Consider the following 26,087-nt stretch of genomic DNA (forward strand, 5'->3'; position numbering starts at 1 on the left):
TTTACTTTTAGCCATAATAAAAACTCCCCCAAAGGAAAACAGATTTTTTATTTCATCTGTCTACCTTTAGGGGAGCATATCACACTTGGTTGCCTTTTACTTATTTATCTTTTTCTTTATTTTCTAACCATCTTTTGAAGAACTTTTTGGTTTTAGGTCCTTCAGCTTCAGAAAAGATTGTTATAAGGTCATTTCCAGATGCATGCTTGTGTTGATATTTCTCTGCATATTCTGAAAGGGCTTGCTTCATTTTTTCTTCGCCAATCTGTTTATCAAGTTCAATAAACATATCTGAACCTTTTAAGTTAAGCATGAGGAAGTAAGTAGCCAAGTCATGTAGCTCGTAGGCATCGCTCCTAATAAACATATTTTCCCTCTCAGCAAATTCAATCCCTTCATTTAATGCTTCATATCTTTGGTAAGGAATCTGTGCAAATGTAAAAAATTTTCTTGCTGCATAGTTCGATAAGCTCTCTGAAAGCCATGGCTCTTTGTAAGCATTAATTCCAATCATTCCAGACCACCATTGACGCGCGATTTCGGGTGGCAAAAAAACTTTTCCTTCATCATCATGAATAAATAGATTAGTAGATAAGAAAATCATACCTTGTTGACTTGATGTGGCGGTATAGGGACTAGTCTCAACAATATCTAATTCAGTATATGGATATGTCCCGTATTGATCATTAAAATAGGCTAACGCTTTAGTTGCGATTTCTAAATCATCATTAGCATCAGGGAACATTTCAGTAGGTTTAAACCAAACATTGATTTTCGTATTCCCTACGTTTTCTGTAATCTGCAGATATTTTTGTGGATTTAGGATTGCAAGAGTGAAATCTTGTAACTGATCTCCAATAAATTGGTGAGTTGTGTTTTCATATTTTCTCGTGATAACGGTATTAGAATCATCAATATTAGATATGAATTGATATTTGGCCGGAGCATGTATGGTTACATCGTATTTGCCAAATTCGCTATAAAAAGGCCTTCCGACAGGAGAGTAAGGGTCAAGATTCCATCCATTTTTATCATACATAGCTTGGATTGGAAGCCAATTTCCTAACCACACCCCATTTTCGTCATAACTAGTATGTCCGTTGTGTTTAGGTACTTCGTAAATAAAATCCATCATTATCTCAGCTGTAGTATTATCATTCCAATTTTTCATGGGAATTTCCAATAATGTGCCGAGTATTTTAAAATCTACTGCTTTATTATTGACTGTCAAATTGCTGATGTTAAACGAGCCAGGATCTTGTGATTTCCCTAAAATCTCAACCCATAATGGTTCAGCATTTTCTTGGTTAAATTGATTAGGGTATAGATGAAAATATACTTTATCCTGGGTTTTACCTGTGGTATTGGTAGTTGTTACGTTCATGGTCCCTTGGAACTTAGGATTTTGATCGGTATAGGTTAGTTCTACCTTATATGAAACAGGGGTAGATACTGTATTCGTATAGCTTTTTTCATATATTTCTGGAGTGCTGTTTTTTTCACTAACTGCTTTAAGAGTTAAATCTTTAATTGTGACTACATATGTGGCAATAATCAAAATGGGGAGTAGGATAGCTGCCCATTTTAAAGCTTTTAATTGATTTATACTCACCCGACGAGGTAAGGAAAGTAAAGATTCTACAATTTTCTTGCAGGATTTATAAAAAACTGTCTGATAAACAAATTGATTTAATTTAGAACGAATCATGTCTGATATATATACTTTATGGTTATAGATTTCATCTTCATATACATTTTTCTTGATTAACACCAATCTCTCCTGAGTAACAGATAATACAGGATTTTTACCATTAACAGGATTAAATCTGCTATCTTCCGTTACTGCAGTCTTCTTCACAAGGCGATTAAACCACCGGAAGAACCATGAAAAGCGTTTACTTCTTATAGGAACCAGAGAGTTCCATTTTGAATTAACTTCTATTTCTTTTTTAATTCCATTCACTAATAATACAAGGAATACAACTCCAATAATCGGGCCCATAGGCATCCAAGGTGCAATTCTCATCATCCAGAAATTCTGGCCAGTCATTCCTGCTAACTCACTCGTCAGCGATCTATAAACCGTTCTTGGCTCATCTGTTAATGCCACTGGATGTGATCCCCCTATATAAATAGAAAAGATACCCAGGAAGGTGAGTAATTGTAATATCTGTAAGATTTGTTGCACGGTTAATAAAACCAAATGAGACTTAATAAATGGCATGATATGCTTTGTTAATATACGAAATCTACTTGCTCCCATAAGAGAAGAGCTTAAAATGAATGGTTGTTTTTTTACATCGCTGACCATTTCGTTCATAAAGAAAAACAAAGATGGAAGGCCAACCATAAACAAAATAATTACTTCGTATTCAATAATCATCAGTTGAGATATTCCCTTATAACCTCCAGCTATTGGTGCCAATAATATTATTCCAATAAGTAAGGAAGGGATGAATTGAAAGGGTAGAAAAAAAGCTTGAAAACATTTTTTAAAGAATGGAAACCAAATGGCAGAAATGATTCCCAATAATCCTCCGATGAAAACTCTTAGTAATGCAATCCCTATAGATATAGCAATTGTATATTTGAAACCTTCAAGCATTAAATGCAAAATGCTTCTTGAGCCTGTGTCAGTACCTAGCGGAAAGGTCCATGAAGGTCCAGCAGGCGGTGCACCAATAAATCTGCCATTTTTATCATAGATTAAAAGCGTACTACTTTCAGGCTGTGGTTCTGTAAAAAAACTGATGACCAATAGTAGGATTATAATTGATAGACTAATAAGAGTTTTGGGATATCGGGTATTCTTTAGATATTGTATAATCTTGTAGTTTTGTAATTTCTTTATGTAATACAGATTTTTCAGGTTTCGTAAGGTATTCATAGCTGAACCCCTCTTATCTTTCTAAGTGATTTTGCAGAAATGTTTAGGATAAATTCTAAGAAGAGGATAGGTGTCAATAACATGAGAGTATAAAAAACGATATCTAATACATTTCTTTTTGTGGTTAAAACGTTATACAGCTCATTTACGTATCCATCTAATATAAACATGTGTTCAACAAGCACTAGATTAGTTAATACCATGAATATGATGGTTTTAAAGTAAATCATGACGACAGGATAAATATTGCGTATGAGATGATTTTTGAATAAGTGTAGGTTTGAAAGCCCTTTTGCTCTCCCTAAAAGGATGTATTGTTTGTCCATTTCTTCTTCCATAACTTTCAATAGATATTGTGCAAAGAATAAAGAAGGAAGAATTGAAATAACAACCATTGGGAAAAAATATGGCTTCGCACCAAATAGCCCATACATATAAAATAATTTGATGCCAAATTCTTTATACAATGTGAAAATTCCCATTTGTAGAAGAAATAAAATGAACAGGTCAGGTAAACCTTCGAGAAAGTTTAATCCGTCCTTTAACGGGGCTTTCCACTTATATGGAATAAAAATGATGAAACAAGCAATTATGCAACCAATGAAAATAGTAAATAGTATCGATAACCCCATGATCTGTAACGAATAAATGTATCGTTCCATAACTTCATCTTTCATCCAACTATCGATAAAGGTCCATTTAGTAGGTGTTGTTAAAACTTTATAGGAATCACTAAAGGCAGAAAAGAAACTTTCTGAACTGATAACTAAATGCTCAGGTTCGGTTGTCCATTTAAAAACAAAAAGCTTTGGAAATGAAATAAAGAAAACAAAACCAAGCATACCGATGATAAATAAAAATGGATAAATAATAATATTTTTCATAGAACCTCCTGTTTTAGACTAGATACATAAAAGGCTATTCTCCCTGAAGGGTTCCAAAAGAGATAGCCTTCAATATTTTAAAACTTGCAAGTTGAACAGATATATTCATTGAGTGTGTAGAACGGAATGTTCTATTATTTAGATTGTTCTTTTTTAGAAAGCCATTTCTCAAAGTACTGTTCGGTTTCTGGTCCGGCTACATAGGAGAAAGTGGTTATGAAATCTTGCCCTGAGGCATTTTTGTTTTGGTACTCGGTTGAAAACTTTTGAAGAACTTCCATCATTTTATCCTCTCCAATTTGTTTTTCTAGCTCGACTAACATGTCAGAGCCTTTCAAGAAAAGGATTAAGCGGTGGTTAGTAGCTGATTTGAATTCTTCCAATGTACTGCTAATATATTGCTTTTCAGCTTCTGCCAAATTTATATTCGTTTTTAGCTCCTCGGTGCGTTCTTCTTGTGGTCCACCCACCATTCTCATGACTTTCTTGGAACTGTAGCTGGTTAAGCTTTCGGAAAGCCAAGGTTCTTTTGCTCCGTTACTTCCAACCATTCCACCCCACCATTGTCTAGCTGTTTCTTCTACAAGATTAAATGCTCCATAATACTCTTTAAAGTTATAGCCAGGTGAGAATAGCATGCCAGTAGAGCTTGCAGGCAAGGAATTATCGCCTGTTCGTACGATATCAAATTCTGTAAAGGGATATTTACCGTAAAGATTACTGTAGTGTTCTAGGGCTTGACTTACTGTTTTTGTATCATAATGTATGATATTTGAATCATCATTTTTTCGGTACCAAGTATTGATCATTGTGTCCCCAACCATATAGATCATGACCTCGTAATAATTGATATCCAGAAATGCAGCAGAGAAATCCCTTACATTCTCTACTTGTACTTGATTGACTGTACTGCCATTTGAAGTATGTACAACGGCTTTCTGATCATTTCCATTAGTAATAACCTTGTATTTTTCAGGCACCCGGAGCGTAACATCGTAATTTCCGGCTTCACTGTAGAACGGTGTTCCAAATGGTGAATATGAATGAAGGTTCCAACCATTCTGGTCATGTACGGCTTGCACAGGAAGCCAATTTCCTAACCATGTTCCTGCATGGTCATAACTGGAGTGGCCGTTGTTTTTAGGAATTTTGATTTCAAATTTGATTTTGATCTTTGCTACCTCGTTTTTATCCCAGCCCTCCATCTGTATATCTAAAAGGGTTCCTTTCACTTCAAAGCTAGCCTTACTGCCGTCCACTAAAACCTCATAAATATCGACCCAGCCAGTTTCCTGTTCTTCGCCTAGGGATGTAATCCATTTCTCATCGGTTAATTTCTCTCTAAATTGATTAGGGTAAAGATGAAAGTATATATGATCATTCTTTTTTTCAGAGAAATTAGTGGATTCTATATCTAAGGTGCCATCTAAGGTAGATTTTGTATCATTAAAGGTAACATCTGCTTTGTAGTTCACTGGTACGGCATTTCGGTTGGTATAACTTTTTTCGTATATAGGGCTAATAATAGGTTTTTCTTTTTGAGTAGTGCTTGCAGTTTTCGGAGTATCTAATCTTGTAATAAATAAAGTTGTAACGATCACGAGTGGGACTATTAGTAATATCCATTTAAAAGGCATTCCTCTTTCTTTTTGAAAAAGTAAACGTTTTAACCAACTATTCATTACTTGATAAACCTTTGTTTTGTAAATCTTTTTCAGTATCCTACGAAATAGCGCACGTAACATGTCTGATTTATATTTCTGAGGTAAGTAATCTTCGCTCTCATTTGAAGAGGGAAGTCCAATTAGAATAAAACTATTAGTCGGTGCAGGAGCATATCTAACATATTTACCCTTTTTAAAGGCTAGCCATTTAAAAGCCTTTTTTCTACTTGGAACAATGGGATTCCAGACTAGATTTTCTTCTAATTCTTTTTTAATGGTATTAATCAATAGAACTAAAAACACTACCCCAATAATTGGAGCCATAGGCATCCAAGGAGCTCGAAGCATTAACCAATAATTTTGTCCGGTCATACCAGCCAATTCACTAGTGATTGACCGATATATTACTCTTGGATGATCACTAATCGGTGTTGGATGAGCTCCGCCAAGATAGATTGAAAATATCCCAAGAAACATTAAAAGCTGTAACACTTGAAGGACTTGCTGTACGGTTAATAACGTTAAATGGGACTTTAAGAAGGGCATAATATGTTTAGTCAATAAACGATATTTACTGGCTCCCATTAGTGACGAGCTTAAAATAAATGGCTGTTTTTTTATATCTTCAACAAGCTCATTCATGAAAATGAAGACAGAAGGCAGTCCTACCACTAAAAGAACAATAGCTTGATATTCCACAATCATCATATAAGGTATCCCACGATAGCTTGCAGCTATAGGAGTAAGTAGAATAATTCCTATTAATAGTGCAGGTATGTATTGAAAAGGTAGAAACAAAGCTTTGAAATAATATTTAAAGTTTGGAAGCCATATAGCTGAGATGATTCCTAACGTTCCTCCAATCAAAACCCTTAGTACGGCAATACCGACGGATATCGCAATTGTGTACTTTAAACCTTCTAATACTAAATGGAGCATGCTTCTTGAAGCTGTGTCGGTACCTAGAGGAAAGGTCTTTGAAGGTCCTGCTGGAGGAGCTCCTATAAATTTTCCATTTTCATCATAGAGTAACAGTTTAGTATTTTCAGGCTGTGGCTCTGTATTTACACTTATTATGAATAGAGCTACTAGTATGGATAAGCTAATAAGGGTTTTCCAATACCATTTTCTTTTCATAGCTGTAGCCCTCTAATCTTTCCAATGGATTTAGCAGAAAGGATTAATAGTAATTCAAATACAAAAATAGGAATCATTAACATTAGTACATAAAAGACAATGGCCAACGGGTTATGACTGTTAAAGCTTAATATTACGTATAGCTCGTGTATGTAACCGTCTAATACAAACATGTGTTCAACCAACACTAAATTGGTTAATACCATGAAAATAATTGTTTTGAAATGAATCATAACCACTGGAAAAATATTACGTAGAAGATAATTTTGAAAAATATATACTCTTGATAATCCCTTTGCTTTTCCTAATAGAATATAATGCTTTTCCATTTCTTCTTCCATGACCTTTAATAAGTATTGGGCAAAGAATAAGGATGGAAGGATTGAATTAATGATCATCGGAAAAACGTATGGCTTTGTTTCGGCAATTCCATATAAAGAGAAAATCTTAATTCCGTAATCTTTATACAGTTTTAAAAGTCCCATTTGAAGCAGGAACAAAATAAAAAGATCAGGTAATCCTTCCAAAAAATTCAAAGCGATTTTGAAAGGTGACCTCATTTTTAATGGAATAAAAATAATAAAACATGCAATCATGCAACCTATAAGAATAGTAAAAAGTAAAGAAATGCCCATAATCTGTAATGAATAAATGTATCTTTCAATGACTACATCCTTCATCCAGCCTTCAATAAAAGTCCAATCAGAAGGGGTCGTTAAGGCTTTTAATGTTTTTAGGAAAGAAGATAAGATAAAACCAGAATTAAGGACCAAATGCTCTTGATCTCCTGTCGTTGGGAAAGCAAATAGCTTTGGAAAAGCAAGAAATACTACGAACCCTAACATTCCCGTAAGGGTTATTAAAGGATAATGTATAATTTTTCTCATATTTCCTCCAAAAAGTATGGTATTTAATATTTGACGAGATATATTACAAACAGGTTTCAAATATATGTAAAAAAAGTTAAAAATAGTAATAAAAAAAGTCCCCAAAAAAGGGACATCCGATTTGAAAAAGTAATGTTATGTTGCAATCACTTGTATTTCATATTTAATTATCCTTCAGAATTTTATTGGAAAATAAAAAAAGACTGCCTTTTGACAGTCTTGGTATGTTATTTAGAAAACCGATATAACGGCACCGTTCTTATGTAATACAGTTACTTTTTGTCCTGATTTGTCTTGGTATTTTGAGGCTGCGCCATATGGTACGGTTAAAACAAATGTCTTACCATGTTGTTCGAATTCAACCGTAAAACTATCAGCAGCACCGATCACTGTCGCTTCTGAATAATTTGCTACTCCAGGTATGGAAAGACGTTGACCAATAAGAACCATTTCCTTATTTAAACCATTTTCTTTCACAAGATCTTCCACTTTCACCCCAAATCGTTTAGCAATTCCCCATAAAGAATCTCCAGGGAAAACGGTATACATTTGTTCCTCTTCGTTTGAGGGATTTTCTAGTGGCACTATGATTTTTTGACCTGGATAAATACGATCTTCTTGAAAATTATTTTCCTTTTTCAATTCCATTATAGAAGTGCCGTACATTTTTGCTATGAAGGACAGTGTTTCCCCTTTTTGAACAGTATGTACGTTAGAGTAATCCTCTGTTTGTGAAACCGTTGTTTCAGTAGGGACCAAAAGCTGTTGACCAATTACGATTTTATCTGTTGTTAAACCATTAACTTTCATTAGTTGATCAACACTTACTCGATATTTTTTAGATAGACTATATAGATTGTCGTTCTTTTTAATCGTATACTGCGTTCCACTTGCTCCTACTTTACCATTGAAAAACAGAATTGCAGTAATCGCTCCGGCAATCGAAGCTGCTGCTACCTTTTTATTACGAGCTTTCATTTTTGTCTTACGTAGTTCTGAAATCCTTTGTTTTCTCTTTAGTGTAACAGTATTCATTGACCATAATCCCCCTGCATCCCCGCATGTCGATGTCGATTAGAACCCTATACAGGATTACGAAGCTGGGAAGCATTTTTTGGCTGTAATTCAACAAAAATCTTTTTTGAAAATTTTAAAAGTAAAAATCTAGATGAAAACTACAAACTATGAGAAATGACCCTTAATAACAATCGGTAAAAATGAACTTAACTTTTCCAAGACTTTTATCTATACAAATCCAGTAAAACAACATACAATAACAATAATTCCTATATGAAAGGTTGGATTTGTATGACAGAAACAATTCGTTCAATTCCTCGACCTCTTGTTAGAGTTAACCAATGGACTATTGTCTTGAGTGTAATTTTAACGTGGACTTCCGGTATGGTATGGATTTTATTAATTCCTTTAATTTCAGGTCTTCTAGGACTTTTATTTGGATACAATCCAGTTATGGAGCTTGCTAAAAAAATGCTTAGAAAAGAACCTAACTCTTATATTCCTGAAGATTGGGAGCAACAGCAGTTTAACCAAAAAATAGCGGTTAGTTGTTTGTTCATTGCTTTTGTTTCATTCTTGTTAGGTTGGAATGCTGTCGGTTATATATTCTCAATCATGGTAGCATTGGCGGCTTCCGTTGCTTTATTAGGTTTTTGTATCGGTTGCTTTATGCATTATCAGTGGAAACAATATACCTATAGACGTGCCAATTAAATGATTTCTAACAAAAAGGTCTGACTCTTACAATGGAGTGTCAGACCTTTTATTAACTTTTTTAGACAAACGATCATATAAAAGTGACGTCTCGTAATGATAGTTTTCGGGTTCTTAGGCCATATTATTTTTGTCTGAATCAAGTATTGTTTATACTATCAGTGTACCGGAATTCGAATTTTGATACTTACCCATAAATAACCGGCATGGAGGAATAAAAAATGAAGTTAGTTATTCTTAGTGGTTCACCAAGAACGAAGGGGCGTACTGGCATAGCTTCTCGATATATTGCAAAAGAATTTGGAGCAGAATTGATTGATCTAAGCGAAACGGTTCTCCCATTATATAACGGAGAAGCTTCTCAAGCCGAAGAAAAAGAAGTTCAAAAACTAAAGAAGTCAGTCCAAGAAGCGGATGGGATTATTTTAGCTACACCTGAATATCATAGTGGAATGAGTGGGGCCTTAAAGAATGCGCTAGATTTCTTAAGTAACGAACAATTTGCCCATAAACCAGTGGCATTATTGGCAGTTGCAGGTGGAGGTAAAGGGGGAATTAATGCATTAAACAATATGCGAATCATTGGACGTGGATTGTATGCGAATGTCATCCCAAAACAACTAGTTCTTGATCCACATTGCTTCGATTATGATAATGATGGTTTAAATCCTGATCCAGCTATTTTAGTAAAAGCTTTAGTAGAAGAGTTACTGTTATATGTGAAGGCTTATGAAACAATTAAAGCATCTTTAGCTAAATAAAAATGAAAGAACCAAGAACTGTTTTCTTCATGGAACCGGATGCTTGGTTCTTTTTCTGTGAGAATGTGTAAGAGCTAAATTTTGGTATTGAAGAGCTATCGACATTGTTCAGCTCATCTTTTGCATGTGATTTTCATTGTCCACGAATTTTTAATCTTGAACTAAGACTAACTGCTTGTAAGATGAATAGTTTTTCATGAACGGTTAGCATCGTCCAGTTTCCAGCTTTGATTTTCATAAATGATCCTCCTAAGAAATCCATGATTTGTATTATTTAAATACCGTCATTTGTCCCTATTAAAACAACAAAAATTTCTACAATTTCCCAGGTAATATGACACAGTCTTTCGACAATTTGGTAGAATAATTGAAATAGGGAGGGGTTTTTCAATGATAAAGTTATATGTGACAAGACATGGGGAGACAGAATGGAATCTTGAAAAAAGAATGCAAGGATGGAAAGATTCACCGCTAACACAAAAGGGTGTGAAAAATGCCCTTCAGTTAGGTGATAGACTTCAAAATATTCATTTTAATACTGTATATTCAAGTCCTTCAAACAGGGCATTTCAAACGGCTCAAACTATAGTGGGGGAAACCACGGAAATAAGGATTGACGATGATTTACGAGAAATTGGTATGGGGGATTGGGAAGGTCAAAAGCAGGAAGATATACAAGCTAGCTATCCTGATGCATTTCATAGCTTTTGGAATACTCCTCATCTATACGAGTCATCTAATGGTGAAACATTCCAACAGCTTTATGAGAGGGTCGAAAGATTTGTACATAAAATAAAGCAAGAACATCAAGAGGAAACGGTATTATTAGTGACACATACGGTATTCATCAAAACACTTTTGGCATATTGCAAAGGGCTGCCAATCTCAAGGCTTTGGGACCCACCATATATCTATGATACGAGCTTGACGGTTTTGGAGTGGAGTGATGAATGGATGGTGATTTTGGAAGCAGACATCGGACATTTAGAAGAATACACGGTTCGATAAGGACTGTACTTTGTTGCCAGAATTGCATAGGGATAGTACAATCACGCTATACTACTATTCGGAAGTGAGTCTATCATGTATTTAACAATTGAGGAAACAGCAGAGTATCTTTCTTTGCCCGAAGAAACCATAATGAGTTTGATACGTAATAAGAAAATCCGTGCCTTATTTGACGGTGAGCAATATATGATTTACCAAGATCAGTTTAATAACCATTTTGAAAAGCTTGAGAAATATAAAAAGGTAGTGGAAGAATACTATAATGAACCGATTCCTGAAGATTTTGATGTGAAGGATGAGGATTAGAAGAAAAGTGGCGGCACGAAAGGCTGAAAGTAACCTTTTAATGTCGTTTTTTTATGTTTTTAAGGATTATTAAGTGGTGATTGAGACGAGTAAACTTTTTATCATTGAAACCCATAAAAATAAAATCGAAACCTCCAAAATAAATTCGAAAACACGAAAAATTAAATCGATACCAAGAAAATAAAAATGAAAAATAAATTTTATCGATTTTTCGACAAAAAAAGCACAGCAAGCAGGAGAAAATTTCAAAAAATAAGATGCTCCAACAACATAGTTGGAAGCATCCAATTTTTTACATTCCAATTTTCTGGTCAATTTCACTAGTGTCTACCGATGTACCAAACCATTCCTGTAGTTTACCTCTCGCTTTTACCTTAATATCATCATCAATATGCATAGCTACTTGGATTAAAGCAACTCCTAATGCTCCAAGGTCGTCCGTAAAACCGATTCCAGCAGCAAAGTCAGGAATTAAATCAAGAGGTAAAATAAAGTATCCAAGAGCCCCTATAATAATTGTTTTTGTTTTCATAGGTACTTCGGGCTTCTGTAATGTATAGAACAATAATAAACAGGCATATACAACAGACGAGCCTGCTTTCTTGCCAAATTTTACTAACTTACTCCAAAGTTTGTCATCAGAATACGCTTTTTCTGCATACTGCAACGTTTCCACTTGTTGTTCTGCAGTTTCTTCTAATAATGGTTCTTTCATTTTATCATCCCTTTCTTTGTACGTTTAAAAAGTATTGATTCATAAATGTTACTAGTGCCGATCTTCGCATTTGTTCTTGCCAAACGCAAACGTCGCGCTTTCACCGAAGCTATTATCTGAATGATACAATATTTAATAGAGTAGGGAAAGAAGTAAAGGGAGAGGATAACATGGACTTACTACCATTATCTGAGCTTAGGGAAGAACAGATAAAGGAATTTTTTATTCAATATTGGGGAAGTACTGAGATGGTCCTATCAACCGGTGTTTATGATTGTTTGAAATTAGAAGGTTTTGCAGTACAAGATGAATATCAAAGTTTGGTTGGATTATTGACTTTTATCATGAAAGATAAGGAATGTGAAATTGTATCTCTTGATAGTGTAATAGAAGGAAAAGGCATCGGTTCCAGATTGATGCACAAGGTTGAGGGACATGCGCGTACAAAAGGCTGTAGGTCTATAAAACTAATTACGACTAATGACAACCTACATGCACTCGGGTTTTATCAAAAGCGAGGGTATGTTTTGACAAAACTTTATCCTGATGTAGTAAAGGAAGCAAGGAAAATAAAGCCTGAAATTCCTCTTGTCAGTGAAAATGGTATTCCAATACGTGATGAACTCTTGTTAGAAAAGTCTTTAGTCTGATAGTGAAATACTACGTTAGTATAGTAAAATTTTTAAAATATGTTGACTATTTCTCGTTAATTTTTTTAAAATAAAAGAAATATAAGAATTTTAAAAAAATTAACGGAGACTGATGGATATGGTAAAAATAGGATCACCTATCTCCAATTTAATAAAAAACAGGGGCTGTTTTGGATCAAATGAAGATTCTGGGCAGCCCCTTTACTATGCTAATGGGGTGGAGAATATGATTATTTTGACCGGTGAACAACTGACGCTTAAAGATGCTGAGCAAGTTATTTTGCATGGAGCTTATGTAACAGCAAGTGATGAGGCAATGGCAAAAGTAAAAAAGAGTAGAGAAGCTGTAGATAAAATTGTGGATGATCAACAAGTGGTATATGGTATCACCACAGGTTTTGGAAAATTCAGTGATGTGTTCATTTCTGCTGATTATGTAAAAGAACTTCAAACGAATCTTATTCGTTCACATGCTTGTGGGGTTGGTGAACCATTTGCTGAATCTGTTTCACGAGCGATGCTTTTACTTCGTGCGAATGCTTTGTTGAAAGGTTTTTCAGGGATTCGCCCTGTTGTTATCGAAACGATTTTGAGTTTATTGAATTCTAAAATCCACCCAGTCGTTCCACAGCAGGGATCTCTTGGGGCGAGCGGGGATTTAGCGCCTTTATCTCATCTTGTCCTTCCATTAATGGGAGAGGGAGAGGTATTTTATCAAGGAAAAAGAATGGAAGCATCTGAAGCACTAAAGGCTGAAGGTATTGTTCCAGTCGAATTAGAAGCTAAAGAAGGCTTAGCTTTAATCAATGGGACCCAAGCCATGACAGCAGTTGGTGTAATTGCCTACCTAGAAGCTGAGAAAATAGGATATTTATCCGAGGTAATCGCATCGATTACGATGGAAGGATTGCAAGGCATCACGGATGTTCTAGATGACGATATTCATATGGTTAGAGGATACCAACAACAAAGAGATGTTGCTTATAGAATGAGAGAATGGCTAGAAGGAAGCAACCTTACGACTCGTCAAGGAGAATTGCGTGTCCAAGATGCATATTCACTTCGTTGCATTCCACAAGTTCATGGAGCATCTTGGCAAGTGTTTGATTATGTGAAGGAAAAGCTAGAAATTGAGATGAATGCGGCCACTGATAATCCATTGATTTTTGATGAAGGAAGAAAGGTTTTATCTGGAGGTAACTTCCATGGACAGCCTATAGCCTTTGCGATGGACTTTCTAAAAATCGGAACAGCTGAGTTAGCCAACATTTCTGAGAGAAGGGTAGAGCGTCTTGTAAACCCACAGTTAAATGATCTTCCAGCTTTTTTAAGTCCAGAACCAGGCTTGCAATCAGGAGCGATGATTATGCAGTATTGTGCAGCAGCTCTTGTTTCTGAAAACAAAACACTTGCACATCCTGCGAGTGTGGATTCCATTCCTTCTTCCGCGAATCAAGAGGACCATGTAAGTATGGGAACGATTGGTGCCCGCCATGCGTATCAAATTATTCAAAATGTAAGACGAGTGTTAGCAATCGAATTAATATGTGCATTACAGGCGGTTGAATATAGAGGTAAAGATAGAATGGCAAAAAGAACAAAAGCTTTTTATGAACATGCAAGAAATGTTGTTCCGTCCATTACTCAGGACCGTGTGTTTTCGAATGATATTGAAGCTTGTGCAGAATGGTTAAGAACCATTTCACTTGAACAAGTTCTACAGAATCAATAAAGGAGGGCTTCGACATGGAGGGGAAATGGCTGATTGGGGACCGTGATAGCAATGAAAGAGAAGGGCTGAAATGGTTATTGAAAACAACATCAGTACCAATAACCCATATTCATGTAGCCTCCAACTTTCAAGAACTGATCCTTCAGTTTGAGAAAGAAACGCCCGATGTTTTAGTGTTGGAGCTAGATATGCTTTCCAATGATCAGTGGCATTCGCTAAAAGAATTAGTCATGATTTATGAACCAATTCTTATTTTGACGAGTGCGGAAGCGACTTTTGAAAAGGCGAGCCTTGCTATAGAAATTCAAGCATTAGAGCTTATGATAAAACCGCTTTCATCTTCAAAATTGAAGACTGTCTATAAAAAAGCATCCAGGCTTTTGACAGCGAGAAATCAAACGGAGACAAATTCAAACTCTTATGCAACTAGAGAAGGTTTATACGAATTATTGTTCCTTCCAAACAGAATGAGCATTGAGGATTATTATATTGCGGTCTTTCAAACAGAAACCAAGGAAATGATTCCTACATTACATGCATTTCTCATTGAATTTCCTTTCCAAAGCTATCAAAGTATCTTTGTGTTGAGTGATATGGTGGTCATATTATTTAAACAAACATCACCACGTCCTTCAGAACAATGTCAAAAAGCCATGCATAAATGGGAAGAAGAATACTCAGATGCCATATCTATAGCAGTTCATATCGGGAAAGGAACGTCTCCGTCTATACATCATAAGTATTTAGAAGTTAGAAAAATGCTTGAATTAACTTACTATCGTGGCTATAGACAGGTTATCCAATTGCAATCATCACCAGCATGGGCGCATATAGATTCCTTTTTAACACCCCCTGAGCAAAGAAGATGGATTGAGATGTTGGCGAATCATGAACTTCAGAATATAAAAGAATGGCTATATGCTGAATTCGTATCCTTGACGGAGCCGTATCCAGAACCTGGGCTAGTTCGAATTAGGTTAACCAGCATTTTAGCTCAAATGAGACGGTTTATGAAAACGAATGGATTGGAGAAAAAAACGGAATTAGAAGCGGAATACCGTTATATCTTTAATTCTATTTTGTATGATGCGGTGTTATATAGAACTGTTCAAAATTTAATTCTCTTTGCTCAGAAGTTATTCTTGAAAGTAGCAGCTGGAAATCGTAACTATCATAACGACCCTATCGAGAAGGGGATTTCTTTTCTTGAAAAAAATTTTAGGAAACGGGATCTGAAGTTAGTAGATGTGGCTAATCATGTGAATCGGAGTCCATCTTATTTTAGCTATCTGCTACAACAAAAAACTGGACAAAGTTTTACTGAAATCGTTTCAAGCATCCGAATCAATGAAGCAAAACGGTTACTTAGTGAATCAGATCAGCCTGTAAAAGAAATAGCACTTTCCATTGGGTATCCAAATCCCAATTATTTCAGCCGAGTATTTCGAGAGTTGGTTGGAGTGACACCGAGAGAATTTCGAACCGGTATAGTTAAATAAATCGTTAGTACAAAGCCATGAGAAAATTGCCTCATGGCTATTTGTGTTAGTTTTTTAAAAAATCATAGAATACCGAAATACTATTCTTATAGACCTAAAAATAATATATAAATATAAAAATAGTATAATTAATTTTGTTGATTTTTTTCTTTAGGTGTCATTTATAGTGAAAATTTATCCTTATTCAATTTTTTATTTAATATAATTCAGAATTTTTACATAATAAAATGAAAATAGAATCAATGAGGAGGTATTTTCATGGAAACGAAATCTGCAGAAAAGCGTACAATTCAAAACTATAAAGGTTCCGAACTTCATGCAAAGGGATGGGTTCAAGAAGCTGCACTAAGAATGCTGATGAATAATCTTGATCAAGAAGTGGCAGAACGTCCTGAAGATTTAGTGGTATATGGAGGAATTGGAAAGGCTGCTCGTAACTGGGAGTCTTATGATGCCATTATTAAAACACTTCATGAATTAGAAAGTGATGAAACGCTGTTAATTCAATCTGGAAAACCTGTTGCAGTTTTCAAAACACACAGTGATGCTCCTAGAGTTTTGCTTGCAAATTCAAATTTAGTTCCTAAATGGGCAAATTGGGATCATTTCCATGAACTAGATAAAAAAGGCTTAATGATGTACGGTCAAATGACTGCTGGTAGCTGGATTTATATCGGAAGCCAAGGGATTGTTCAAGGAACGTATGAAACATTCGCAGAGCTAGCACGTCAGCATTATGGTGGAACATTAAAGCATACGATTACGCTTACTGCTGGAATGGGCGGTATGGGTGGAGCACAATCATTGGCAGTTACAATGAATGATGGAGTATGTTTAGCAATTGATGTGGATGAGACAAGAATCGATCGTCGAATTGAAACCGCTTACCTTGATGTAAAGTGTTATGAACTGGATGAAGCAATCTCTATGGCAAAACAAGCAAAACTAGAAGGAAAAGCATTATCCATTGGTTTAGTAGGGAATGCAGCTGAAATACTTCCGCTTATGTTAGAGAAAGGCTTTACCCCAGATGTTCTAACAGACCAAACGTCCGCTCATGACCCATTAAATGGTTATGTCCCTGTTGGATACTCATTAGAAGAGGCTGCAAAGCTTCGTAAGGATGACCCAGATCAATACGTGAAATTATCGAAGCAAAGTATGGCAACTCATGTTAAAGCAATGTTATCCATGCAGGAAAAAGGTGCAGTGACGTTCGATTATGGAAATAACATCCGTCAAGTGGCGAAGGATGAAGGGGTAGAAAATGCCTTCGATTTCCCAGGCTTCGTTCCAGCTTATATTCGTCCATTGTTCTGTGAAGGAAAAGGTCCATTCCGTTGGGCGGCATTGTCAGGAGACCCTGAAGATATCCGCAAAATTGATGAGGTCCTTTTAGAAGAATTCAAAGAAAATGAGCACTTATGCAAATGGATTAAGATGGCACAAGAGAAAATCAGCTTCCAAGGGTTGCCTGCAAGGATTTGTTGGTTAGGATACGGAGACCGTGCAAGATTTGGGAAAATCATCAATGATATGGTAGGACGTGGAGAGTTGAAGGCACCTATCGTTATCGGACGTGACCACCTTGACGCAGGTTCGGTAGCATCTCCAAACCGTGAAACTGAAGCTATGAAGGATGGTAGTGACGCGGTAGCAGATTGGCCAATCCTAAATGCTTTAGTCAATGCAGTAGGTGGAGCTAGTTGGGTATCTCTTCACCATGGTGGTGGAGTAGGTATGGGTTACTCTCTGCATTCTGGGATGGTTATTGTGGCAGATGGTACGAAAGAAGCAGAGAAACGTTTAGAGAGAGTGTTGACGACAGATCCGGGAATGGGTGTTGTCCGTCACGCAGATGCAGGATATGACTTGGCCATTAAAACAGCAAAAGATAAAGGCATCAACATGCCAATGCTTCCATAAGACCAAAAGGAGGTCCATTAAATGACTGCTCCAATTTTTATACGAAATGCTTCACAGCTTGTAACATTGGAGGGGAGCTCTAAAGCTCCCCTTGTTAAAGATGCCATGTCTGATTTAAAGGCAATAGAAAATGGCAGCTTGTGGATTGAACAAGGGGTAATCCAGGCTGTCGGAACGGATGAGGAACTTTACCAATTATTTAAAGACCGATTGGGTGAAGCTCAAATTATCGATGCTACTGGTAAGCTAGTAACTCCTGGTTTAGTTGATCCTCATACACATCTAGTTTTCGCGGGTAGTCGTGAAAATGAGTTCAATATGCGTCTCCAAGGAGCTACGTATATGGAAATTATGAATAACGGTGGGGGTATCCATGCGACTACCAGTCGGACAAAATCGGCTACACATGAAGAGTTATTTAATGAAAGCATTGAGCGCTTAAATGGATTCCTGATCCATGGCGTAACTACTGTCGAAGCTAAAAGCGGGTACGGAATGGAATGGGAGACGGAGAAAAAACAGCTTGAGGTCGCAAAAGAATTAAATAAAAAACACGTAGTGGATATCGTCAGTACATTTATGGGTGCACATGCTGTACCAAAGGAATATAAAAGCAATCCTGATGAATTCGTCCAACACCTTATTGAAGACATGATTCCCCAAGTCGCAGAACTAGAGTTGGCAGAATTCAATGATGTGTTCTGTGAGCATGGCGTTTTTACTCCTGAGCAATCGAAAAAGATTCTAGAAGCTGGTAAAAAATATGGGCTGACTCCTAAAATTCATGCGGATGAAATTGAGCCTTATGAAGGAGCAGAATTGGCAGCGGAGGTTGGAGCCATTTCAGCGGACCATTTATTAAAGGCTTCTGAACATGGGATGAAGATGATGGCCGAAGCTGGGGTGGTAGGAGTACTACTTCCAGGAACGGCGTACTTTTTAATGGCTGAGTCTGCGAATGGAAGAAAAATGATTGATTTAGGTGTCCCTGTAGCACTTTCTACAGATTGTAATCCGGGATCTTCGCCGACGGTTTCCCTACCATTCATTATGAATCTAGGATGCTTGAAGATGGGAATGACACCAGCTGAGGTACTTGCAGCAGCAACCATTAATGCAGCACATGCCATTAATCGAGGAGATAGAATCGGTAGTCTTGAAGTTGGGAAACAAGCGGACGTAACCATTTTTAATAGCCCAAATTATATGAAACTACAATACTCTTATGGTGTGAACCATACAGATACAGTAATCAAAAAAGGCCGTGTAGTGGTAGAAGGAGGGAAGCTAATTGAAGAGCTTTCTTTATCCACATCTTATTCCTCCTAGTTTTGTATGGAATGGAGGATACCCCGATCATCCACAAAGGGTAAATGAATGGATTAAACCAATACAGGAAAAACCGGAGGAAGGGACTTACCCAGATATCGTAATGCTGGGTGTTCCTTTATCCAGGTCGTCCATCTCGGCGTCTGGTGCTTCCGAGTTCCCGGAATACTTTCGTAGAGCTTGGAAAGGATTTGCTACCTACAATATCGATCATGACGTAGATCTTAATACGATGAAGATTGTCGATGCAGGGGATGTTCCGATGCATGTTACAGACATCTCGGCTTGCCACCAAAATATTAGGGAAGCCTCCTTGAAAGTACACCAGGAATTCTCTCAATCTATGATTTGTTCTATTGGAGGGGACCATTCGATTACGGCTATGCTCGTAAAAGGCATGCATGATGCCAACCCTACTGAGAAAATTGGAATCTTACAATTTGATACTCACTTTGACTTACGAGATTTAACAGACAATGGCCCTTCTAACGGAACACCAATGCGTAATCTGATTGAAAGTAACGTAGTGGAAGGAGCCAATATGTATAATATTGGACTACATGGTTTTTTCAATAATAAGGATCTAAAAGTGTATGCAGATGAAAAAGGTGTAAACTATTACACTCTACGTGAAACAAGACGTAAAGGTATTGTAGAAACTGTTGCACAATGTTTAGAAGAATTAGAGAGTAAGGTAGACCGGATTTATGTAACGGTCGATATGGATGTATTGGATATTGCCTATGCTCCTGGTGTTCCGGCGTCTACGCCTGGAGGGATGACATCAGGGGAACTTCTGGAGGCTGTTTGGCTGGCAGGTCGACATCCTAAGGTAAAGGCCATGGATATCGTCTGCTTGGATCCACTTCGCGATTTAGCGGCACAGCCTACTGTAAAGATGGGAACTCACGTGTTTTTAACATTTTTGACTGGATTGGCAAAAAGGTAAGTAGGATTAAGGGGGAATAGGGATGGAAAATCAACCTGTAAGAAACCTACAACACGAATTGGCACCAAAAACGAGTGCAAGTAATATCACGAAGTTTTTCATTTTTAGCGCTATCGGAATTTTTATGTTTTTTATTCCAATCACATTAAACGGAAAATCATCGATTATGCTGGATCATATCGTAAGCTTTATCCAGCTAAAGGTGCCTAGTGTACTTCCATACTATGCTTTAATTGTCATATTAATGGGTGCATTATATCCATTCGTAGCTAAAACCTGGAAGAAAGATAAGGTCACTATTGTCTTTTCTGTATTAAAGGTATTTGGTCTTGTTGCTGCTATTATGCTTGTATTTAATGTAGGTCCAGAGTGGTTTTTCGCTCCGAATATGGCACCATTTTTATACAATAAACTAGTCATATCAGTAGGTTTACTCGTTCCAATCGGATCTGTTTTCCTTGCATTACTTGTAGGCTATGGATTATTAGAGTTCATCGGAATTTTTATGCAGCCTGTTATGCGTCCGATTTGGAAGACTCCAGGACGATCTGCCATTGATGCAGTAGCTTCCTTTGTTGGTAGCTATTCATTAGGTTTACTTATCACAAACCGTGTTTTCAAAGAAGGAAAATATTCTATTAAAGAAGCAGCGATAATTGCAACGGGTTTTTCTACCGTTTCGGCTACCTTTATGATTGTTGTAGCAAAAACATTGAACTTGATGGAAATGTGGAACACATATTTCTGGGTAACCTTCGTGGTAACGTTCATCGTAACAGCAATTACCACTCGCATCTGGCCACTTTCCAAAATGAGCGATGAGTACTATCAGGGCATGGAGGGTGACAAGGAAGTCATCATTAAAAAAGACCGAGTGAAGCATGCTTGGAAGGAAGCGATGATTACTGCAGAAAATGCACCAAGTCTTCAGAAAAATATTTGGGATAACCTAAAAGACGGATTTATTATGACTATGGGAATTCTTCCATCCATCATGTCCGTTGGTCTACTTGGTTTGATCTTAGCTGAGTTCACGCCGGTTTTTGATATTTTAGGATATGTATTTTATCCATTCACCGCTCTTGTTCAACTACCTGAACCCATGTTAGCAGCTAAAGCGAGTGCTGTATCCATTGCAGAAATGTTTCTACCTGCCTTACTAGTAACGGAAGCAGCTTTAGTGACGAAATTTGTTATGGCAGTCGTGTCAGTATCTTCTATTATTTTCTTTTCTGCCTTGGTTCCATGTATCTTATCAACAGAAATTCCGTTATCTATCGGTAAATTAGTAGTGATTTGGTTCGAAAGGGTTGTTTTAACAATTCTATTAACTGCTCCAATTGCCTATCTACTTTTATAAAAAATTTTAAGAGAATGACTCAAACAACTTGCTTTGGGTCATTTTCTTTTTTTGGGGGTATACGTGTGGGTTATTTCCTGCAAGACCACAATATTACAAGGGAAGAATCATTTATCGGTACAAAAATGCGGTGTTACGGATTACTTTCTAAAAAATGAATCAGGATATTTAAAATCATAAATTAATCTAAAAAAGCAAATATCTTCCGTGAAAAACGAAAATTTTGTAGAAGAAGCGAAAATTCCCCATAAAAAACGAAAATCTGTAAAAACAAGCGGAAAGTTTCATTATGATTCACAAAACATTAATTTATCAGAAAAGGGAGGGGGAAATGATACTTAATCCAGAGTATACAATAGTAAATTGATTATGTTTGGGAGCTAACGCTTGTTTTCCGGGAAGAAATTCAATCCTTCGTAGAATTTATTGTGAGCATAAGTAAGATTATTTAAGATATAACAAGACTTACAACAGTGGGAGGAATCTAAATCTTAGTTAGTGTCGAAAAATCTTTTTCTAGTACAATCACCCATGTAACTATCGTAGCAGGAATTTTGTCCTAAAATTCCGAATATTATAGATTAAGAAGAAACTGAATAACCATTCATTTTCTTCTTGCAAAATATATAATGATACGGGGGTTATGTATGAACGCTTTTCGCTTGTTAGGGATGGAGCTTTCGAAGCTCAAGGAGCAAAAAGGGTTGCTGTTCTCATTGTTGGGGGTCTTGTTGATTCCATTGGTGTATGCAGCTATATTGCTGTCTTCAACTTGGGGTCCATACGATTACTTGAACAACTTGCCTGTAGCAGTTGTCAATAAGGATCAAGGTGGTACATCAGGGGATAAGCCAATCAATGTGGGAGAAGATTTAGTAGCAGATTTAAAGAAGACGAATACCTTGGGATGGGAGTTTGTCTCGGAAGAAGAAGCTCAAAAGGGATTAGATAGTCAAAAGTATTACATGGTCATTGAAATTCCAGAAGATTTTTCACAAAAGGTCACTACTGTTTTGGATGCAAATCCACAAGTTCCGGAATTAAAGTATGTCCAAAATGAAGGATTAAATTTCATGGCAGCACAGGTCACACGAAGTGCTACCGAAAAAATTCGTGAGCAATTAGGTAATAAAATTACAGAAACATATGCAAATAATTTATTTACCAGATTTGGTGATATCTCGAATGGGTTCAAAACGGGAGCAGAGGGTTCTCAGAAAATTTATGATGGTACAACACAATTATCAGATGGTACAGGGAAATTATTGCAATCATTAACAGATAAATCAGCTGATATTCAAAAACTTGCGGATGGTTCGCAAAAAGCAGAAAATGGGGCAGGGCAGCTATTGAGTTCCATTAAAGGTGGAACGGGGGATATCAATAAATTGGCCGCTGGTTCCAAACAAATTGACCAAGGGGCTGGACAATTACAGGAAGGATCGGCCAAGGTTTTAGCTGGTCTACAGTCAGCCGAAACGGGAGGAAAGGCGTTAGCTACAGGATTAGAATCTAAAATTATGCCTGGTAGTGCTCTACTAGCATCAAAAACGGGTGACTTGGCTACTGGTGCAAAACAATTGTCAGATGGCTCACAAGGTCTCACTGCTTTATTAAAGGGGTATTTGGCAAAGCATCCTGAACTCCTTACAGATCCAGAGTTTCTAAGAATTGTAGGAACTAGTGAAGCGATATCCGGGAAAATGCCTGGTCTAGTGGATGGAGCAAATCAATTAAAAGCAGGAGCAGATAGTTTAGCTGCAGGGATTGCCAAAGAAGCAGTTCCAGGCTCGAAAAAATTGGCCTCTGGGTTGTCAGAGTTAGTTGTAGGGCAGAAGGCAATTGGCAATGGTATCTCTGACTTAAAAGCTGGTGCTTCTCAAGTTGCTAATGGGAATGCTTCTGTTGCTAATTCCTGGGTTAAAATGACTAGTGCAGTTGCTAGCCTGCAAAATGGACTATCACAAATCAGTTCAGGTAACGAGACAGTTGCTTCAGGTTGGCAAGTCATGACCGAGGGCGTAACTACACTGGATAGCGGAGCAAAACAGCTGCAATCTGGAAGTCAGCAATTGTCTGATGGTTTAGCTGGTGGAGCGGATGAAATGAGCAAAATTCAAGTAAGTGATGCGAACATCAGTATGTTCTCATCTCCAGTGAATTTGACAGGTGAAAAAGTAAATGGGTTTGAATTCTATCGTGATTCAACTGCCCCTTACGTATTGTCACTTGCACTGTTTGTAGGAGCTTTAATTCTTTCTTTCATTATCGATTTCAAAAAACCAGCTGGTTTACCGAGTTCAGCGATGAGTTGGTACGTAAGCAAGCTTATGAAAGTATCTTTATTTGCAGTTGCACAAGGAGTGCTAGTTTCTCTTTTCTCTCTTTTATTCTTGCAATTAAAAGTTGAAAACGCTTTCTTATTTGTTGGCTTCTCTGTTTTTACAAGTCTAGCATTCATGTCCATGGTCTTCTTCTTAGTTACGTTGGGAGGAAATATCGGACGATTTGTTGCTCTTGCATTCATCGTATTGCAATTATCTACAACAGGATCGAACCTTCCAATCCCGATGCTACCAGAGAATCTTCAAGTACTAAGTAAATTCTTGCCATTGACCTATTCGAATACAGGATTTAAGTCCATTATTTCTTTAGGTGATACTAGCTTCTTAGCATCCAATGCTACAGTATTGTTCTTCTACCTAGTAGGCTTTGCGGTATTGTCTCTAGGTGTCTTTCTTTTCAGTTTCAAGAAGAGTAAAGCTGAGCTTTCTTTAGCAGCATAATAGTAAGAGGTGTCTAAAAGATTTTTCAATCTTTTGGATGCCTCTTTTTTGTTTAGACTTTGTAATTTGTCTTTATTGAGTTTATTTCGATGACGTCTAGGGAAAGAGAGGGGAAACTAAGAATCTTTGAGGTGAATACTGTTGGAAGCAACTAAAAGTTATTTGTTTACAAAGGAAGATATGAGAAATCCTAAATTGGTTCCTGAGTGGGTATTAAAAGAGTATGAGAGATTCCATGAAGTCGTTACCGACCGGACTTTTCCCTGTTATTTTGGGATGGCTGCTGAAAATAAAGGTGAATTAAGATATTCCTATATTAGTAGAAATGATTGGTCACACTTACCTCAAACATTAAAGGAATTCATTGATCTATTTGAAACAGATCAACCGTTAATTCGTCATGGCTTCTTTTTGTTTGTTGAACCTGAATCAGAAGAGAAGGACCTTGAACATTACAGACTATGTTTTTGGAATGTCCTTCAGTATTTGCATGAACAGGATGATTGTCCATGGCCAAAGGACTATCCTACAGATCCAGATCACCACCTTTGGGCTTTTTCTTTCGCAGAAGAGGCGTTTTTCGTGTTTGGGAATGCTCCTGCCTATAAACAACGTAAAACGAGAGATTTAGGAAAAAGCCTTATCTTAGGTTTTCAGCCACGTAGAATTTTTGAGGGTCTAGAAGGTACAAGCAAAGGTGGAATCATGTCGCGAGAGAAAGTGCGTGAACGCGTGGAGAAGTGGGATGGTCTCCCTAAGCATCCTAACATCAGTCACTATGGAGATCCAGAGCATAGAGAGTGGAAACAATATTTTATAGGTGATGATATTAAACCAATTGAAGGCAAATGTCCTTTTTCCCATAAGACTATGTAGGCTAATTAGAAACCAATCAAGCAGGAGGTAAGAAATGTCTTTCATTTTACCATCATCTTTCACATTATCATGCGAAAGCGAATATGGTCAGCTGAAAAAAGTGTTGCTCTGTCCACCCGTATTTATGCAAATTTCTGAAGTGATCAATGAAACACAAAAGCACTATGTTCAGGAAAATATCAACGTTGAAATAGCTTTAAAGCAGCATGATGAATTCGTCAATGTCTTGAAGGAGCATCAAGTTGAAGTTTTCTTTTTACCAGCATTGCCCGATTACCCTGAGCAAGTTTTTACAAGAGATATTGGATTTACGATAGGCAAAAAGGTGTTTGTTTCGGAGATGGGATGCAACATAAGAAAAGGAGAAGAACTTATCCTAAAAAAATGGCTAAAACAGTATAAATTCTCTCATTTAGAATTAACTAAGGAAAGAATTGAAGGCGGTGATGTTTTGGTAGATGGAAAGAATCTCTACATAGGTGTTAGTAATCGGACGTCACAAGCAGCTATTACTCAATTACAGACATTTTTACCAGACTATCGTTTACACCGAATTCCATTTAAAAAAGAATATTTACATTTAGATTGTGTGTTCAACATTGTTTCACCAGATGAAGCTTTGGTATATTCGAAGGCTTTTTCAAACAAGGAACTTCAGTTGTTAGCCTCCCACTACGATTTGATTGAATTGAGTGAGAGTGAACAGTTTTCTCTAGGCACCAACATACTTTCTTTAGGCAATAAAGTAATATGTAGCTTACCTCAGAATCGAGAAATAAATAGAAAGCTTTCACAAAGAGGATTTAAAATTATTGAAGTGGACTTCTCTGAAATCATAAAGTCAGGTGGTTCATTTAGATGTTGTAGTATGCCACTCGTCAGAAAGTAGTAAAAAAACTTCATTGATTTGTCTTAACAACGGTAGAACACCGTTGTTTTTTATGCTGAAAAGGTTTTCATTCTTTGATAAAATGAATTGTTAAATGGTTTTATGGGAATT

General features: G+C 36.8%; 20 protein-coding genes. 14 read left to right on the forward strand and 6 right to left on the reverse strand.

Annotated features, from left to right (window positions below; all coding sequences use genetic code 11):
* Positions 1-100: 100 nt before the first annotated feature.
* The 5 genes from DBX25_RS08530 to DBX25_RS08550 all read right to left on the reverse strand — a co-directional run bounded on the left by DBX25_RS08530 (position 101) and on the right by DBX25_RS08550 (position 8,494).
* Positions 101-2,887 (reverse strand): M1 family aminopeptidase, encoded by a 2,787-nt coding sequence (locus tag DBX25_RS08530; RefSeq protein WP_108670373.1) that lies wholly within the window; start codon positions 2,885-2,887, stop codon positions 101-103.
* Positions 2,884-3,771, reverse strand: coding sequence for an ABC transporter permease subunit (locus DBX25_RS08535; RefSeq protein ID WP_108670374.1), 888 nt, complete (start codon positions 3,769-3,771; stop codon positions 2,884-2,886). The genes DBX25_RS08530 and DBX25_RS08535 overlap by 4 nt, the downstream gene beginning before the upstream one ends.
* A 134-nt stretch (positions 3,772-3,905) precedes the next feature.
* On the reverse strand, positions 3,906-6,572 hold the full coding sequence (locus DBX25_RS08540; RefSeq protein WP_108670375.1) for a M1 family aminopeptidase: 2,667 nt from the start codon (positions 6,570-6,572) through the stop codon (positions 3,906-3,908).
* Complete coding sequence (locus DBX25_RS08545) at positions 6,569-7,459, reverse strand: ABC transporter permease subunit (protein WP_108670376.1); 891 nt, start codon at positions 7,457-7,459, stop codon at positions 6,569-6,571. Before DBX25_RS08545 ends, DBX25_RS08540 begins: the two co-directional genes overlap by 4 nt.
* Before the next feature lie 231 nt (positions 7,460-7,690).
* On the reverse strand, positions 7,691-8,494 hold the full coding sequence (locus tag DBX25_RS08550) for a LysM peptidoglycan-binding domain-containing protein (protein ID WP_108670377.1): 804 nt from the start codon (positions 8,492-8,494) through the stop codon (positions 7,691-7,693).
* Between the two features lie 273 nt (positions 8,495-8,767).
* On the opposite strand from DBX25_RS08550, the gene DBX25_RS08555 reads away from it, so the two are divergent.
* The 4 genes from DBX25_RS08555 to DBX25_RS08570 all read left to right on the forward strand — a co-directional run bounded on the left by DBX25_RS08555 (position 8,768) and on the right by DBX25_RS08570 (position 11,265).
* Positions 8,768-9,190: a DUF4395 domain-containing protein gene (locus DBX25_RS08555; RefSeq protein WP_108670378.1), complete on the forward strand. Its 423-nt coding sequence runs from the start codon at positions 8,768-8,770 to the stop codon at positions 9,188-9,190.
* Positions 9,191-9,411: 221 nt separating this feature from the next.
* Entirely contained in the window at positions 9,412-9,951 is a 540-nt protein-coding gene (locus DBX25_RS08560) for an NADPH-dependent FMN reductase (RefSeq protein ID WP_108670379.1), read from the forward strand.
* Positions 9,952-10,341: 390 nt separating this feature from the next.
* Positions 10,342-10,959, forward strand: coding sequence for a histidine phosphatase family protein (locus DBX25_RS08565; protein ID WP_108670380.1), 618 nt, complete (start codon positions 10,342-10,344; stop codon positions 10,957-10,959).
* A gap of 75 nt (positions 10,960-11,034) precedes the next feature.
* Complete coding sequence (locus tag DBX25_RS08570) at positions 11,035-11,265, forward strand: excisionase family DNA-binding protein (RefSeq protein WP_108670381.1); 231 nt, start codon at positions 11,035-11,037, stop codon at positions 11,263-11,265.
* Between the two features lie 292 nt (positions 11,266-11,557).
* Here DBX25_RS08570 and DBX25_RS08575 read toward each other — a convergent pair whose 3' ends face one another.
* Positions 11,558-11,980, reverse strand: coding sequence for a YkvA family protein (locus tag DBX25_RS08575; protein ID WP_108670382.1), 423 nt, complete (start codon positions 11,978-11,980; stop codon positions 11,558-11,560).
* 170 nt (positions 11,981-12,150) lie between these two features.
* Between DBX25_RS08575 and DBX25_RS08580 the strand changes: the two genes are divergently transcribed.
* The 10 genes from DBX25_RS08580 to DBX25_RS08625 all read left to right on the forward strand — a co-directional run bounded on the left by DBX25_RS08580 (position 12,151) and on the right by DBX25_RS08625 (position 25,976).
* Entirely contained in the window at positions 12,151-12,630 is a 480-nt protein-coding gene (locus DBX25_RS08580; RefSeq protein WP_108670383.1) for a GNAT family N-acetyltransferase, read from the forward strand.
* Positions 12,631-12,856: 226 nt separating this feature from the next.
* On the forward strand, positions 12,857-14,362 hold the full coding sequence (gene hutH, locus DBX25_RS08585) for a histidine ammonia-lyase (protein WP_108670564.1): 1,506 nt from the start codon (positions 12,857-12,859) through the stop codon (positions 14,360-14,362).
* 14 nt (positions 14,363-14,376) lie between these two features.
* Entirely contained in the window at positions 14,377-15,861 is a 1,485-nt protein-coding gene (locus tag DBX25_RS08590; RefSeq protein ID WP_108670384.1) for a helix-turn-helix domain-containing protein, read from the forward strand.
* 258 nt (positions 15,862-16,119) lie between these two features.
* Complete coding sequence (gene hutU, locus DBX25_RS08595; protein ID WP_108670385.1) at positions 16,120-17,787, forward strand: urocanate hydratase; 1,668 nt, start codon at positions 16,120-16,122, stop codon at positions 17,785-17,787.
* A gap of 21 nt (positions 17,788-17,808) precedes the next feature.
* Complete coding sequence (gene hutI / locus DBX25_RS08600) at positions 17,809-19,116, forward strand: imidazolonepropionase (protein ID WP_108670386.1); 1,308 nt, start codon at positions 17,809-17,811, stop codon at positions 19,114-19,116.
* Positions 19,079-20,065, forward strand: coding sequence for an agmatinase family protein (locus DBX25_RS08605; protein WP_205685196.1), 987 nt, complete (start codon positions 19,079-19,081; stop codon positions 20,063-20,065). The genes hutI and DBX25_RS08605 overlap by 38 nt, the downstream gene beginning before the upstream one ends.
* Before the next feature lie 22 nt (positions 20,066-20,087).
* On the forward strand, positions 20,088-21,425 hold the full coding sequence (locus DBX25_RS08610) for a YjiH family protein (RefSeq protein ID WP_108670387.1): 1,338 nt from the start codon (positions 20,088-20,090) through the stop codon (positions 21,423-21,425).
* Positions 21,426-22,072: 647 nt separating this feature from the next.
* Complete coding sequence (locus DBX25_RS08615) at positions 22,073-24,211, forward strand: YhgE/Pip family protein (RefSeq protein ID WP_108670388.1); 2,139 nt, start codon at positions 22,073-22,075, stop codon at positions 24,209-24,211.
* 180 nt (positions 24,212-24,391) lie between these two features.
* Positions 24,392-25,087: a YqcI/YcgG family protein gene (locus tag DBX25_RS08620; RefSeq protein WP_108670566.1), complete on the forward strand. Its 696-nt coding sequence runs from the start codon at positions 24,392-24,394 to the stop codon at positions 25,085-25,087.
* 34 nt (positions 25,088-25,121) lie between these two features.
* Positions 25,122-25,976 (forward strand): dimethylarginine dimethylaminohydrolase family protein, encoded by an 855-nt coding sequence (locus DBX25_RS08625; protein WP_108670389.1) that lies wholly within the window; start codon positions 25,122-25,124, stop codon positions 25,974-25,976.
* The last annotated feature ends 111 nt before the right edge of the window (positions 25,977-26,087 follow it).

The organism is Peribacillus acanthi, from assembly GCF_003073175.1.
Lineage (GTDB): Bacteria > Bacillota > Bacilli > Bacillales > DSM-1321 > Bacillus_BN > Bacillus_BN acanthi.

Bases quoted from the DNA above. Each gene is read 5' to 3' on its own strand.
- DBX25_RS08530 (WP_108670373.1), bottom strand. From the start codon at position 2,887: ATGAATACCTTACGAAACCTGAAAAATCTGTATTACATAAAGAAATTA.
- DBX25_RS08535 (WP_108670374.1), bottom strand. From the start codon at position 3,771: ATGAAAAATATTATTATTTATCCATTTTTATTTATCATCGGTATGCTT.
- DBX25_RS08540 (WP_108670375.1), bottom strand. From the start codon at position 6,572: ATGAAAAGAAAATGGTATTGGAAAACCCTTATTAGCTTATCCATACTA.
- DBX25_RS08545 (WP_108670376.1), bottom strand. From the start codon at position 7,459: ATGAGAAAAATTATACATTATCCTTTAATAACCCTTACGGGAATGTTA.
- DBX25_RS08550 (WP_108670377.1), bottom strand. From the start codon at position 8,494: ATGAATACTGTTACACTAAAGAGAAAACAAAGGATTTCAGAACTACGT.
- DBX25_RS08555 (WP_108670378.1), top strand. From the start codon at position 8,768: ATGACAGAAACAATTCGTTCAATTCCTCGACCTCTTGTTAGAGTTAAC.
- DBX25_RS08560 (WP_108670379.1), top strand. From the start codon at position 9,412: ATGAAGTTAGTTATTCTTAGTGGTTCACCAAGAACGAAGGGGCGTACT.
- DBX25_RS08565 (WP_108670380.1), top strand. From the start codon at position 10,342: ATGATAAAGTTATATGTGACAAGACATGGGGAGACAGAATGGAATCTT.
- DBX25_RS08570 (WP_108670381.1), top strand. From the start codon at position 11,035: ATGTATTTAACAATTGAGGAAACAGCAGAGTATCTTTCTTTGCCCGAA.
- DBX25_RS08575 (WP_108670382.1), bottom strand. From the start codon at position 11,980: ATGAAAGAACCATTATTAGAAGAAACTGCAGAACAACAAGTGGAAACG.
- DBX25_RS08580 (WP_108670383.1), top strand. From the start codon at position 12,151: ATGGACTTACTACCATTATCTGAGCTTAGGGAAGAACAGATAAAGGAA.
- hutH (WP_108670564.1), top strand. From the start codon at position 12,857: ATGATTATTTTGACCGGTGAACAACTGACGCTTAAAGATGCTGAGCAA.
- DBX25_RS08590 (WP_108670384.1), top strand. From the start codon at position 14,377: ATGGAGGGGAAATGGCTGATTGGGGACCGTGATAGCAATGAAAGAGAA.
- hutU (WP_108670385.1), top strand. From the start codon at position 16,120: ATGGAAACGAAATCTGCAGAAAAGCGTACAATTCAAAACTATAAAGGT.
- hutI (WP_108670386.1), top strand. From the start codon at position 17,809: ATGACTGCTCCAATTTTTATACGAAATGCTTCACAGCTTGTAACATTG.
- DBX25_RS08610 (WP_108670387.1), top strand. From the start codon at position 20,088: ATGGAAAATCAACCTGTAAGAAACCTACAACACGAATTGGCACCAAAA.
- DBX25_RS08615 (WP_108670388.1), top strand. From the start codon at position 22,073: ATGAACGCTTTTCGCTTGTTAGGGATGGAGCTTTCGAAGCTCAAGGAG.
- DBX25_RS08620 (WP_108670566.1), top strand. From the start codon at position 24,392: ATGAGAAATCCTAAATTGGTTCCTGAGTGGGTATTAAAAGAGTATGAG.
- DBX25_RS08625 (WP_108670389.1), top strand. From the start codon at position 25,122: ATGTCTTTCATTTTACCATCATCTTTCACATTATCATGCGAAAGCGAA.